The sequence below is a fragment of the Colwellia sp. C2M11 genome, assembly GCF_018860915.1.
Classification (GTDB): Bacteria; Pseudomonadota; Gammaproteobacteria; order Enterobacterales; family Alteromonadaceae; genus Colwellia.
Window position 1 is genome coordinate 1 of the sequence record NZ_JAHKQD010000037.1, and the last position, 14,526, is coordinate 14,526.

The 14,526-nt window shown below is 36.4% G+C and carries 12 protein-coding genes; all 12 read left to right on the plus strand.

Going from position 1 to position 14,526, the window contains the following annotated elements; all coding sequences use genetic code 11:
- The coding region (locus KO509_RS09620; RefSeq protein WP_215973070.1) for a hypothetical protein at nt 1-1,169 on the plus strand (1,169 nt) is incomplete at its 5' end.
- A gap of 132 nt (nt 1,170-1,301) precedes the next feature.
- Complete coding sequence (locus KO509_RS09625; protein ID WP_215973071.1) at nt 1,302-3,476, plus strand: type I secretion system permease/ATPase; 2,175 nt, start codon at nt 1,302-1,304, stop codon at nt 3,474-3,476.
- Entirely contained in the window at nt 3,473-4,846 is a 1,374-nt protein-coding gene (locus KO509_RS09630; protein ID WP_215973072.1) for an HlyD family type I secretion periplasmic adaptor subunit, read from the plus strand. Before KO509_RS09625 ends, KO509_RS09630 begins: the two co-directional genes overlap by 4 nt.
- A 50-nt stretch (nt 4,847-4,896) precedes the next feature.
- Nucleotides 4,897-6,303 (plus strand): TolC family outer membrane protein, encoded by a 1,407-nt coding sequence (locus tag KO509_RS09635; RefSeq protein ID WP_215973073.1) that lies wholly within the window; start codon nt 4,897-4,899, stop codon nt 6,301-6,303.
- Nucleotides 6,296-6,934 (plus strand): OmpA family protein, encoded by a 639-nt coding sequence (locus tag KO509_RS09640; protein WP_252727480.1) that lies wholly within the window; start codon nt 6,296-6,298, stop codon nt 6,932-6,934. The genes KO509_RS09635 and KO509_RS09640 overlap by 8 nt, the downstream gene beginning before the upstream one ends.
- Before the next feature lie 47 nt (nt 6,935-6,981).
- Nucleotides 6,982-7,653, plus strand: a complete 672-nt coding sequence (locus tag KO509_RS09645) for a transglutaminase-like cysteine peptidase (RefSeq protein WP_215973075.1) — start codon at nt 6,982-6,984, stop codon at nt 7,651-7,653.
- Nucleotides 7,654-7,657: 4 nt separating this feature from the next.
- A complete protein-coding gene (locus KO509_RS09650) occupies nt 7,658-9,574 on the plus strand; it encodes an EAL domain-containing protein (protein WP_215973076.1) in 1,917 nt (638 codons plus the stop codon).
- Nucleotides 9,575-9,815: 241 nt separating this feature from the next.
- Nucleotides 9,816-10,859, plus strand: coding sequence for a rod shape-determining protein (locus KO509_RS09655; protein ID WP_215973077.1), 1,044 nt, complete (start codon nt 9,816-9,818; stop codon nt 10,857-10,859).
- Between the two features lie 196 nt (nt 10,860-11,055).
- Nucleotides 11,056-11,922: a rod shape-determining protein MreC gene (gene mreC, locus KO509_RS09660; RefSeq protein ID WP_215973078.1), complete on the plus strand. Its 867-nt coding sequence runs from the start codon at nt 11,056-11,058 to the stop codon at nt 11,920-11,922.
- Nucleotides 11,922-12,401, plus strand: coding sequence for a rod shape-determining protein MreD (gene mreD / locus KO509_RS09665; RefSeq protein ID WP_215973079.1), 480 nt, complete (start codon nt 11,922-11,924; stop codon nt 12,399-12,401). The genes mreC and mreD overlap by 1 nt, the downstream gene beginning before the upstream one ends.
- A gap of 20 nt (nt 12,402-12,421) precedes the next feature.
- The gene (locus KO509_RS09670; RefSeq protein ID WP_215973080.1) at nt 12,422-13,048 is read left to right on the plus strand and encodes a Maf family protein; all 627 of its coding nucleotides are present in this window, start codon (nt 12,422-12,424) and stop codon (nt 13,046-13,048) included.
- Nucleotide 13,049: 1 nt separating this feature from the next.
- Nucleotides 13,050-14,507 (plus strand): ribonuclease G, encoded by a 1,458-nt coding sequence (gene rng / locus KO509_RS09675; RefSeq protein WP_215973081.1) that lies wholly within the window; start codon nt 13,050-13,052, stop codon nt 14,505-14,507.
- Nucleotides 14,508-14,526: the final 19 nt, after the last annotated feature.

Genomic DNA, 14,526 nt, shown 5'->3' on the forward strand with positions numbered 1-14,526 from the left:
TAACGATTGTGGTGACACCTGCTGATAATATTCCACCTGTAGCAGAAGATGATGGCTTTAGTATTTATCAAGGGGAAAGCGTTAGCGGTAACCTTATCACACATGTCGATGGTAATGATGGTATTGCCGATCATGATGGTGGTGATGGGGCAGTGCTCACTATAACGCAAGTTAATGGTGTTGATTTGGTTTTTGGGGCTGATGGTTTTGCGACTGTGAATGTTGATGGTGGAGCAGTAACCATTAATGCAGCAGGTGATTTTACTTATAATAATAGTGATGGTTACATTTTAGATAGTGAGTCCCCAAGTTTTTTGTACACCTTAAGTGATGGAACTGACACAGATACAGCGAAGGTGACAATTGATATTGATGATACTGCACCTAATCCTGTTGATGATACTAACTATATAACATATAACGATAATGAAGGATTAAGTGTTGGAAAATTTATTTCAGGTAACATCCTAAAAGGAGGAAGTTCAGGGGATAGAGGAGATAGTAGTCCCGGTGAGACTGTTATCTTAACGAAGGTTGAATATGGATCACAAGTTTATCAGTTTGATGATACTACTACCTCACATATAATAACGACTGATTTTGGCAAATTTACTCTTAATGATGCCGGAGTGTATTATTTTTTCCTTGATGAAGGTGTCGATATCACTACGATCCCACCTTCTCTTGAATTTGACTATACTATTCGAGATGATGATAAAAATGAAATGGGTGAGACTAAAAACCCTGAAACAGGTGAGGCAACATTAACAATTTACTTAACGCATGTTGACGTTAGCGCCAAGGCAGCGAACACTTCTTCTGAAGATGAGCTGATTGATTTATCTTTTGCTGCTGAAGCCAGTATTGTAAATGCAAACGACGAAAATAATAAGTCGAGTACTAATACAGACTTAAGTGATCTTTTAACGTCAGATGATAATAATCTCGATGACTACTTAAGTTTCAATGAGCTTTCGAATGATGAAGTAGCAGATAATTTTGAAGGAGAACTCGGATTAGATGCTGAAGTTGAAAGTGTAGTTAAAGAAAGTGAGGCTGAAACAATAGTGACAAATAGCCTATTAAAAGAAGGGGCTACATTGATCAGTGATGCGTCTCCAGAGAATGTTCCACAACAAATTGAACTTGACTCCAACGACCATATATAATTAATCTGATAATATTAGTAAATGATATTAAAAATGATCTAATGGTGTAATATGTATTTATAACATCATTAGGTCATTAGCCAAGTTCAGGTTAGTTAGACAGTGAATTTATTTTAAGGGATCAAATACTTCGTGCAATCAACAGTGCAACCGTCATCTGAGTGGTCAATCAATGCTTCACAAAAGTTAAGTTCAGATCCCTTATTAGATAGCTTAGTGCTCCTCACTGAGCATTTTGGCAATCCCTGCTCTGCTGATGCTCTTTCAGCAGGTTTACCACTGACAGAAACAAATTTAACGCCTGAACTTTTACCTCAAGCAGCTTCTCGGGCAGGGCTAAGTGCCAAGCTAGTACGTAAAGGCTTGAATGAACTGCCTTCAATGTTGCTACCTTGTATTTTGATGCTCAAAGATAAAAAAGCAATAGTCTTACAAGAGCTTGATATTGAAAATAATAAAGCAATAGTCTCCTTGCCTGAAACTGGTGGAGAAGAGCTATTAACTATTGAAGAGCTCGAATCAAATTTTGTCGGCTACTTGTTTTTAGTAAAGCAACAATATCGTGGCGATAGAAATTTTGATGTTCAGCACGATAGTTCGAAAGAGCATTGGCTATGGAAAAGAATTAAAAACACTTCCACTATCTACCGTGATGTGATTATAGCTTCTATCATGGTAAATATTTTTGCGTTAGTTTCGCCTCTTTTTGTTATGAATGTTTATGATAAAGTCGTTCCTAATCTTGCATTTGAATCACTTTGGGTACTTGCTGTCGGTGCCGGAATTGCTTATATATTTGATTTGATTTTAAAGCAACTACGTGGTTATTTAATTGATGTCGCGGGTAAAAAAATTGATATAGAAGTTTCCTCGAAGCTTTTCGCAAAAGTCATAGGTATGCCCCTTGAAAAACGATCTCCAAGTGTTGGTGGAATGGCTAAGCAAATAGGTGAATTTGATAATGTGAGAGAGTTCTTATCATCTGCAACTATCAGTGCAGTTGTCGATTTACCTTTCGCACTGCTCTTTATGTTTTGTATTTGGCTTGTTGCTGGAGACTTAGTGATGTTTCCTATTATTGCCTCTATCTTGATTATTGGTTATACCTTGTTGAATCAAGCAAAGCTCAAGCAAGCGATTGAAGAAACGAATAAGTATTCCAGCTTACGACACGGCCATCTAATTGAGTGTTTAAGCACTTTAGAGTCGATCAAAGCCAATGGAGCCGAAGGTGTTGTTCAAAATGCCTGGCAACAAATGATAGGGCACACCTCTACTTGGTTGCTTAAATCAAAAATCATTACGAATTCAGTGTTAAATTTTGCCAGTTTTATTGTGCAAATATCAGTTGTTGCTGTAGTGGTTTTAGGGGTTTATCGAGTCTCGGATAACTTAATTTCAATGGGCGGAATTATCGCGGCAGTAATGTTAACAGGCAGAGCTATTTCACCTGTTGCCAAACTTGCAGGTTTAATGACGCGCTCTAATCAAACCATTAGTGCGTTAAAGCAACTTGATCTTTTAATGGAACAAGAAGGTGAATTTGAAGATAAAGCACATTTAGTCAGTAGAAATAAGCTTGCGGGTAATATTAATGCTGATAATGTGAGTTTTAAATACCCAAATGCGGATATCCCGTCTTTAAAACCGATGTCTGTGAATATTCGTCAAGGCGAAAGAGTTGCGATTGTTGGACATAACGGCTCAGGTAAAACCACGTTAGCAAAATTATTGCTTGGACTTTATCAACCTAGTCAAGGCTCTATACAATTTGATGGTTTGAATTACCAACAAATACACCCCAGTGATTTACGTAAGAATATTGGTTACTTACCACAAGATATCGTGTTATTTCACGGTACTATCAGAGATAATATACTCTTTGGTACTAGACAAGTTACAGAATATCAACTGATTAGAGCTGTGCAACTTTCTGGGGTCAGTATTTTTACTGATCAGAATAGTCAAGGACTTGATCAACAAGTGGGCGAGAGTGGTAATGCCCTGTCTCGTGGGCAAAGGCAGTCTATTGCGTTAGCAAGAGCAATATTAAATTCGCCTCAAATATTATTATTAGACGAACCAACTGCTAGCCTTGATGCTCGCGCTGAAAAGCAGTTTATTAAATCAATACATGCGACGGCTAAAGATCGTACTATGTTATTAATTACACATAAAATGGATTTGTTAAAATTGGTTGATAGAATTCTGGTGTTAGACAAAGGTAAATTAATAATAGATGGTCCAAAAGATGAAGTATTAGCAAAGCTAAAAGGTAATCAATTAAATCAAGAGACAAGCGCATGAAGGTGAGTCAACAAGATTTAGAAATGGCTGACGATGTCTACGGCGCAATGCTAACTGAAGTGCCAAGTTTACATCGCTTAACTATTTGGGCTATGGCTAGCTTACTTTTGTGTTTTCTTGTGTGGTCTTATTTTGCAGCACTACAGCAAGTTACTTCTGGCATAGGTAAAATTATCCCTTCAACACAAGTGCAGATTGTTCAAAGTTTAGATGGTGGTGTATTACAAGAGTTATTTGTACAAGAAGGTATGCAGGTTGTGAAGGGGCAACCTATAGCAAGAATTGATGACACCCGTTTCAGATCAGATTTTGCTGAACAAAAACAAGAAGTTAATAGTTTACGAGCAAATGTGATTCGTCTTAGAGCCGAACTTTCAAGTATCTTAATTGGCCATAATGAACAGTGGCAACGTCAAATAGAAATTAATAAAAATATACCTGTTTACCCTGATGATCTCCTGCAAAATGCCAAATTTATGGTTGAAAGACAAAAAGAAGAATATTCTGGAAGGTTAGATAATTTAATAAATCAATTAGCTATTCAAGAACAACAAATTCAGCAGAGAGAGCAAGAAGTTGCTGAGTTAGATTCTAAAATTAACACTCTGCAAATAAGTTACCAAATAGCGAGTAAAGAACTTGATCTTACGCGGCCTCTCGCTGAAAAAAATATAGTTTCTAAAATAGAATTATATAAATTAGAGCGTAGTGTTAATGAGCTGAAAGGCGAGTTAAGTGCAGTACGGCTACTATCGCCTAAGTTAAAGTCCTCATTACAAGAATCAATATTAAATCGTCGAGAAACAGCCCTTGCTTATAGATCAGAAGCTAGGGCAACACTTAATGATATGCAAAATAAATTATCTCGTATTAATGAATCACAAGTTGGTGCTCAAGATAAAGTTACTAAAGCCTTAATATTATCTCCTGTTGTTGGTACGATTAAAACAATTCATATCAACACATTAGGTGGTGTAGTAAAACCTGGGGAAACAATTGCAGAAATAGTGCCTACAGAAGATAAATTGATGGTTGAAGCTAAAATAAAACCAAGAGATATTGCTTTTATTTATCCGGGGTTACCTGCTGTTGTAAAAATTACAGCGTATGATTTTACTCGCTATGGTGGATTGAAGGGCAAAGTTGAACATATAAGTGCAGACACGACCCAAGATGAGGAAGGAAATAGCTTTTACCTGATTAGAGTACGTACGGATGCTTCAAGCATAACAAACAAAAAAGGTGAAGCAATGCCAATTATTCCAGGAATGTTAACGGAAGTTGATGTTATCACTGGTAAACGAACTATTTTGGAATATATTTTAAACCCAATATTACGGGCGAATGAAGCTGCACTTAGGGAACGATAGCGCTTAACTAAAAAATTAAGAATAAAAAATAATACAAACAGGGAATATTTATGAATAATGTTGTTTTTACCTTGAATAAAATAGCAATACTTGGTGTGCTAGGTTTATCGACATTGTGGTCGGTTAGTAGTAATGCCCAAAGTTTAGAGCAGGCTGTTGCGGAAGCACTTAATACGCATCCTGATATTCGCCAGTCTTTTGCTCGATTTAAATCGAAAGAAGAAGATGTTAATCGTGCATCAGCAGGTTACCTTCCTACCGTTGATTTAACTGCTGGGTATGGTTATGAGTTTACAGATACGCCAAGTAATAGAAGGACCGAACTCAATAATAGTAACGGTCAAACTGAGTTGGCGCGTGGTGAGTTTGGTATTAGTATTAAACAGATACTTTTTGATGGTATGTTTACTAGCCATGAAGTAGATAGAACTAAATTTGAAGCAAGTGCAGAGCAATGGACTTTAATTTCAAATGCTGAAGATCTCGCTTTGAAAGTTGCGCAAGCATATTTGAATTATATTAAAACAGAGCAACTTATTGAGTTAGCACAAAAAAATATTGAATCACACGAAATAATTTATCAACAAATAAAAGAGCGTACTGATTCTGGATTAGGTAATATTGCTGATTTATCACAAGTGACAGGGCGATTAGCTAGAGCACAGTCAAATATGATAGCCGCGCGAAATAACCACCTTGATGCAAGAACACAGTTTATTCGTTTAACAAACACACTGCCTGAAAACTTAGTGATTCCAGTCCCCGATGCTGACATGCTACCTAAAGATAAAGAAAGTGGCCTAGATCTAGCAATTAAACGTCACCCGGTTATTAAATCAGCTCAACAAGATGTAAGAGCTGCACGTTCATTTAAAAGTGCTGTAAAATCAAATTACTACCCTACATTATCGTTAGAGTTAGCTGCTAATTCAGATAATGATATTGGAGGCGAGAGTGGATTAAATCAGTTTGGTGCTGATGTGGGGGGTCACCGTAATGATGCCTCAGCAATGTTACGTTTGCGCTATAATTTTTATTCTGGTGGAAAAGATATTGCCAGTGAAAGAAGTGCAGCCTATAAAGTATCAGAAGCACAAGACATTAATGCAAGTGCTCATAGGCAAGTAACAGAAAGTTTTGGTCTGGCTTGGAATGCTTTTCAAATGTTAGCCTTACAAAAAAAATATATAAAGCAACATGTTATAACCTCTAAAGACACTCAAGTAGCCTACAAACAACAATTTGATATTGGTCAACGTAATTTACTTGATTTACTTGATACTGAAAATGAGTTGTTTCAAGCCCGTCAAGATTATTTAGATGCAGACTTTAATGAGTTAAGTGCTAAATATCGTATATTAAACTCAACAGGACAGTTATTAGACTCGCTAAGGGTGACTAGATCTGCCGCTTGGAAGGGAGAGCACGAATATGAGGAAGGAGCATACAATGAATAAAGTATTACGCAATCCCAATAAGTATATTTCACTGTATTTGGCAATGATAGTGTCTGCTTTACTGCTTACGGCATGTGCTGATACACGGGTTGTTGTCCTAGAGGATTCTGTTGAACAGCAATTTAATTTAGCTGATGATGATAGTGATGGTGTGATAAAAGCACGAGAAAAATGTGATGGAACTACCATTGGAGCTTCTGTCGATAATTATGGCTGTGGCATAAAGATATCTACTATCGAACCTTTTCAAATAGATATTAAATTTGAACGTAATTCATCTGAAATACCTGCTGCAGCTTATGCTGAAATTAGTAAATTAGCAGACATTTTGGAGAAAAATTCTGCAATTAATGTATTGGTTGAAGGCCATACCAGTAAAGTTGGTACTGCTGCGTTGAATAAAGCGCTTTCTAATGCTCGCGCCGAAGCTGTAGCTACAGTATTAGAAAATGACTTTGCAATTGATAAAAGCAGAATTGCTACTATTGGTTATGGGTTTGAGCGCTTAGAAGCTATGGGGGACACGGAGCAAGATCATGCAGTAAATCGTCGTATAATGGCCGAGATTTCAAATATAGAGAATATTGATGAACTCAAATGGACCATTTATACGGTAGACCAAGTTAATTAATTATAATGAGTAGTATTAAGAGCAATATTCTTTTTGTAAGTATTGGAATGAAATTTGTTCAAGTACTACTTATTCTGTTGCTATCACCAGCTATTTTTGCTCGATCTATCTTGCCACTTGATGAAGAAAAAATTATATCATCGCTAACGCAAAGTTATGGTGAAAGGGCGGGTAAACGAGGTAAGACTTGGTTTAATTTAATGCAACAGAAGTCAGATATCTCTGAACTTGAAAAATTAAAGGAAGTGAATAATTTTTTTAATCTTTTTAGGTTTATAGACGATAAAATACTTTGGGGTGTAAGTAACTATTGGGCAACACCTGTTGAATTTATTGGTGTTAATGGCGGAGATTGTGAAGACTATTCAATAGCGAAATACTTTACATTATTAGAGCTTGGTATTGCGGATGAAAAAATGAGGATCACCATGGTAAAAGCAGTAAAACTGAATCAATATCATATGGTGCTTGCTTATTATGATACCCCGAATGCCATGCCGTTAATATTAGACAATATTGATGGTGTTATTAAGCCCGCAAGTCAGCGAAATGATTTAATCCCAATATATAGTTTTAATGCCAGTCAATTATGGCTAAACAAAGAGAAGGGGCGTGGTGTGATTAGTGGAAAATCATCAAAACTGAAACTTTGGCGTGAGCTACGAGAACGTATCACTACTTCAAAACTTAAACAACCCAAGCTAAAAATGGAGTTTTAAGATCATGACCTTATTTAGAGAAATAAACTCATTACTATTCGGACTGTTCTTATTAGTTATGACAAGTTTGGTTTATTTTCAGTTTACCCAAACGCGTGACTTTATGAGTCAGCAAATGGAATCAGATTTAAATAATACCATTACTTCATTAGGATTAATGCTAAAGCCTCATCTTGAAACAGGAGATGTTGTTACCGCCGAAACCTTGGTAAATGTGATTTTTGAAGGAGGATTCTATCGTAAAGTTACATTGAAGTGGTTAGCGAATGATAAAGTACAAGTTTGGGAAAATCCTATTCTTATCGAAGGGGTACCTCAATGGTTTATTAATTTAGATTTGTTTAAATCTCAGAAAAAAGAAACCTTAATAACTTCTGGGTGGATGCAGTTAGCAACTCTTGAAATAGAAGGACACCCAGCGTTTGGGTATAAAGAACTATGGCGAGTAATGAATAATACTGTGATGGTTTTATTTTTATTATTTATACTTTCAATTATTGTACTGAGATTTAAGCTTAATCGTATTTTAAAACCATTAAACAATATTGCGATTCAAGCAAAGCAAATTTCAGAGCGTAAATTTAGCCATGATATTGAGATACCAAAAACTACAGAATTAAAAGATGTAGTGGAGGCGATAAACTCGATGTCTGGACAATTAAAGCAAATATTTTCTACTTTAGATAAAGAAGTTAATGAACTCAAAGAAGATAAATTAATTGACCATGTGTCACAACTACCTAATCGTCAATACTTGTCAGCACAAATTAATAATTGGTTAAATGAACCTGGTTTTGGTGGCCTTATATTAGCTAAGTTTGACTGGCTAGAAGATATTTATACCAAGTATGGTTTTCAAGGGCGAGATGAGATTATTAAGGTGGTCTCACAACGAATGCAGGCGGAGTTACCTGAAATTGCGGAAAGTGTGATTGCTCGTATTGCTAACACTGAGTTTGCATTTTTAATTACTAAAGCAGAGAAAAGTACGATTGAATTGTATTTACAATCGTTAATTAGAATTATTAATCAAGAAATTAGTAAAGCTGGTTGTACAGCTAATACGCGTTTTGCGCTAGGTATTAGCCAACGTATTGAAAATATGAATGCTTCTGATTTATTGGCACAGTCAGATAATGCTCTGCAACAGGCACAACAAACTAATAAAATAAGCTATTGGATAGACGCTGAACAGCCACAAAAATATAGTCGAGAGCAATGGCGTAGTAAATTAGTCGATTCGATTAATAACAACTTTTTTATATTTCAGTGGCAACCTATTGTCAGCATAGCAACACAAGAAATAATTCACCGGGAAATATATTGTCGATTAACCATTGATGACAAAATAGTAACAGCATCAGAATTTATGCCTTTTATCGAGTTGTTGTCATTAGGTGCCCAACTTGATCAATGCTTATTAGAGTCAATTGAACAACAAAATATTTTAGCGAAAGCAGATAATAGTATCGCAATTAACCTTACTCATGATAGTTTACAAAATGATGAATTTATTCAATGGTTAAGTGGGTTTCTTAAACGAACAGTTCATGCGGAACGCATTTCATTTGAAATCCCGGAATCGGCAGCCATTCATTTATTTGAGCAGTGTGTTAATTTAGCTGAAATTACCCGAGCAGCGGGTGCTAAAATAGGGATAGATCAATGCGGACGTCAAATTGGATCTTTAGACTACTTACATAAATTACAACCTGACTATATTAAATTAGATTTATCATTTGCCTATTATGATAAATTAAATCAGAACAAAGAACTTTGTCGGGCACTTGTTAATGTAGCTAAAGGGTTACAAATCGATGTCATTATTACCGGTATTGAAGATAAAGAACAACTAACACATTTTAATGCATTAAAAGTACAAGGGTATCAAGGATATATTTCACCAGTTGAAGATATTTGAAAAGATATTGGCAGTTACTAATTTATCACAATATGAACTCAGTACTACCATATTGATGAGTGTATTTTATCTGATTGAATGATGATTTTTGCTATTTTTTTAACGAAAAAAATATTTTTTTGCAATTTATACAAAACAAGCAACACAAATTGGTAATACTGAGGTATCATTGTTCGATCTGTTATTCTAAAGTAATAACACGCTCTAATTAACTCGCATTTTCACAGGACATTTCGAGCTTATGTTTAAAAAATTACGCGGTATGTTTTCTAACGATTTATCAATTGACTTAGGTACAGCCAACACCCTTATTTATGTTAAAGATCAAGGTATCGTATTAGACGAGCCTTCAGTGGTTGCTATCCGTCAAGATCGTACTGGTGGCTCAAAAAGTGTTGCTGCCGTCGGTACGGCCGCAAAATTAATGCTAGGGCGTACTCCTGGTAATATTGAAGCGATACGCCCAATGAAAGATGGCGTTATAGCTAACTTTTTTGTTACTGAAAAAATGTTACAGCACTTCATTAAACAAGTGCATAGCAATAATTTTTTACGCCCTAGCCCTAGAGTTTTGGTTTGTGTTCCATGTGGTTCTACGCAAGTAGAGCGACGTGCTATTCGTGAGTCAGCTATGGGGGCAGGTTCTCGAGAAGTTCATTTAATTGATGAACCTATGGCGGCAGCAATAGGTGCAGGTATGCCTGTATCAGAAGCAACTGGCTCTATGGTTGTTGATATAGGTGGCGGTACTACAGAGGTCGGAATTATTTCTCTAAATGGCATCGTTTATTCATCTTCAGTGCGTATTGGTGGTGACAAATTTGATGAAGCCATTATCAATTATGTGCGTCGTAACTTTGGCAGTCTAATCGGCGAAGCGACAGCAGAACGTATTAAACATGAAATTGGCTCAGCTTATCCTGGTGATGAGTTAGCTGAAATTGAAGTTCGTGGTCGTAATCTAGCTGAAGGTGTGCCACGTAGTTTTACTTTAAATAGCAATGAAATACTTGAAGCTTTACAGGAACCACTAACCGGTATTGTTAGTGCCATTATGGTTGCTTTAGAGCAGTCACCACCTGAATTAGCTTCAGATATTTCAGAGCGTGGCATGGTGCTAACTGGTGGTGGTGCATTATTAAAAGATATAGATCGTTTATTGATGGAAGAAACAGGTATTCCTGTTGTTGTGGCAGAAGACCCGTTAACTTGTGTGGCAAGAGGTGGTGGTAAGGCACTAGAAATGATCGATATGCATGGTGGTGACCTTTTCTCCTATGAATAAATTTGGTTAGTTCTTATTGCGTTTTAATTCAATTACAGTGTCAAAAGTATGCAATAATTATTGTTAATTTTATGCTTTTGCTGTGTACTCGAATTAAAGTATGTAAAAAACAACTAGGTTGATTATTTTTTATATGGTTTAAAAGTCATAAGTATTAATTTGCAATTAGAAGTGTGCAATTCATAACTGGTTTTCTATGAACCCAATTTTTAAACATGGTCCATCCCCACAGCACCGACTTGTCTTGGTGCTGTTTTGTTCTGCTCTATTGGTTTTCTTCGATCATAAAATGGCCAGTTTTGAGTCGTTACGTGGTTATTTACAGTCAATGATTAGTCCTTTGCAATATATCGCTAATACACCTAAGGTTGCCATGACATGGATCTCAACTAATGTCACCACTCGCCAACAATTGATGAATGAGAATCGATATTTTAGATTGAATGAATTAGTATTTCATGAGCAAGCGATGCAACTTGATATTCTAAAGCAAGAAAATGAACGTTTGCGTACGTTACTTGCTTCACCATTGCGTAGTGAGTTAAAGAAAATGGTGGCTGAAATCCTCTCTGTAGATAGTGACCCATACAGTCACCAATTAGTGATCAATCGTGGCGCAAGAGATGGTGTTTATGAAGGGCAACCTGTACTTGATGCCTTAGGTATTGTTGGACAGATATTACATGTTGGTCAAACAACTTCTCGCATTATTCTCATTACCGACACTTCTCATGCAGTACCTGTTAGAGTTAAGCGTAATGGTTTAAGGTTACTTGCCTCGGGCAGCGGACAAATAGACCGATTAAACCTTAATTTTGTGCCACAAAGTGCTGATGTTCAAGTAGGTGATGTATTAGTTACTTCGGGGTTAGGAGGGAAGTACCCTGAAGGCTACCCTGTTGCAACGATTTCGTATATAAGTAACGATGAATCTAGAGAGTTTTTAAGGGTATATAGCACACCTATCGCGCAAATTGATCGTTTACGTTATTTATTATTATTATCAGATGAAGATCCTATTAATATTTTTGCACCAAAAACAGAAACTGAGGCTGTGAAGTAATGCTTGCTCATAACGGTATCATTATATTACTAACACTCTTGATTGCTATAATTGCCAGCATTATGCCGCTACCATTAAGTGTTGATGCTTTTCGACCAGATTGGGTGCTTATTGTACTTATTTATTGGTGTATGGCTTTACCTGATAGAGTAAACATTATTACTGCTTGGGTTATGGGGTTTTTACTTGATGTTATTCTAGGATCGGTTTTAGGTGTTCATGCTGCGGCTATGGCAATTGCAGTTTATATTGTTGCAGAAAACTTTCAAAAGATACGCAATTTCTCCATTTGGCAACAAGCACTTATTACCGGTGTTTTAGCAGCGTTATATCACTTAGTAGTTTTTTGGTTACAACATTTTTTAATTAATGTTGCTTTTCTTACAAGCTATTTATATCCGGTGATAACTACTATTGTGCTGTGGCCATGGGTTTTTTATCTGTTACGAAAAGTACGTAGACATTTTTCTATTAAATAGCAATTTTTACTTGAGTATGTATGAAACAACTTATTTTGGCGTCTCAATCGCCTAGAAGAAAAACACTTTTAGCGCAATTAGGTTACCAATTTAATACCCAACCTGCGAATATAGATGAATCGGTTTATTGTAATGAGAAGCCTGAAGACTATGTGATACGTTTAGCAAAAGAAAAAGCGTTAACAGTTTTTCTTGCTTTACCTGAAGAAAATAAAGCCCAGACAATTGTTTTAGGCTCAGATACAAGTGTCGTTATTAATGGTGAAATCTTGGGGAAACCAATCGATGAAGCTGAATGTATAACTACCTTAATGCGTCTTGAAAATAAACAACATCAAGTATTAACTGCAATAGCGATAATCACTCAAGACTCAAAAAATTCACCACAAAATTATCATGCAATAACAGCCCTTGTAGAAACGCAAGTTCATTTTAAACCGTTAACTGTTGACGAAATTAAACGTTATTGGAATACGGGGGAGCCATGTGATAAAGCAGGTTCTTATGCTATCCAGGGTATTGGCGGGCAATTTGTAACTATGATTAATGGTAGTTACTCCGCTGTCGTTGGATTACCTCTATATGAAACAACACAATTGTTGGCTCAAGCAGGTTTGCCGTCAAGTATCAATGAAGGATTAATATAAAATGAGCAGTGAATTATTAATCAATGTGACACCGAGCGAAACGCGAGTAGCGTTAATTGAGCATGGTTCTTTGCAGGAAGTACATATTGAGCGAGAAGCTAAACGTGGCATTGTTTCCAATATATATTTAGGTAAAGTTATTCGTGTTTTACCTGGTATGCAAGCGGCTTTTATTGATATAGGTTTAGATAAGGCGGCCTTCTTACATGCATCAGACATTAACTCTAAGCTTATTTTAAATGAAGAGACTGAGCAGGTACCTGATATTCGAGCTTTGGTTCATGAAGGTCAACTGTTAATGGTGCAAGTAGTAAAAGATCCACTTGGCTCAAAAGGTGCTCGTTTAACTACTGATATTACGATTGCTTCTCGCTATTTAGTGTTAATGCCGCACTCGAGTCACGCTGGTATATCTCAACGCATTGAAGATATAGGTGAACGTAAGCGCTTGAAAAGTATTGTAAGCCCTTATTGCGATGAAGAACAAGGCTTTATAGTACGCACCGCAGGAGAGGGCGCGGGAGAGGAAGAATTAAAACATGATGCTGAATTTTTGCGAAGAGTGTGGACAAAAGTTAAAGAACGGAAAAAACGGAAACAGGTCGATCTTCCCCTCTACCAAGATCTGTCTTTATCGTTACGAGTATTAAGGGACTTTGTCGGTGTTAAATTTGAACGAATTCGTGTTGATTCTAAATTGACCTATGAACAACTTATCAATTTTACCGAAGAGTTTATACCCGAGCTCACAGAGGTCATGGAGTACTATCCAGGTGAAAGGCCTATTTTTGATTTATTCTCTGTTGAAGTTGAAATACAACGTGCTTTACATCGTAAAATTGAATTAAAGTCAGGTGGGCATTTAGTTATTGATCAAACAGAAGCCATGACAACCATTGATATTAATACAGGGGCTTTTGTCGGACACAGAAATCTTGAAGATACTATTTTTAGTACAAACATTGAAGCGACACAAGCGATTGCACGTCAATTAAGGTTGAGAAACCTTGGCGGGATAATTATTGTTGATTTCATTGATATGCATAATGAAGATCATAAGCGTAGAGTGTTGAATAGTTTAGAAATGGCGATGGCAAAAGATAACGTTAAATTTAGTGTTCATGGTTTTTCTTCTTTAGGGTTAGTGGAAATGACACGTAAGCGTACTCGGGAAAGTTTAGAGCATGTTTTATGTGGAGAGTGTCCTGTTTGTACTGGACGTGGCAATCTAAAAACGGTTGAAACGGTATGTTTTGAAATTTTACGTGAAATAGTGCGAGTAAATCGTGCTCATGATGCAGATAAATTTATTGTTTATGCTTCTTCGGCTGTTAGTGATTTTCTTGTGAATGATGAATTCCATATTTTGGCAGAAGTTGAAGTTTTTATTGGGAAATCGATCAAAGTTCAAACTGAAGCTATGTATTCTCAAGAACAATTTGATGTTGTAATGATGTAGTGACTAGTACTGTCAATAT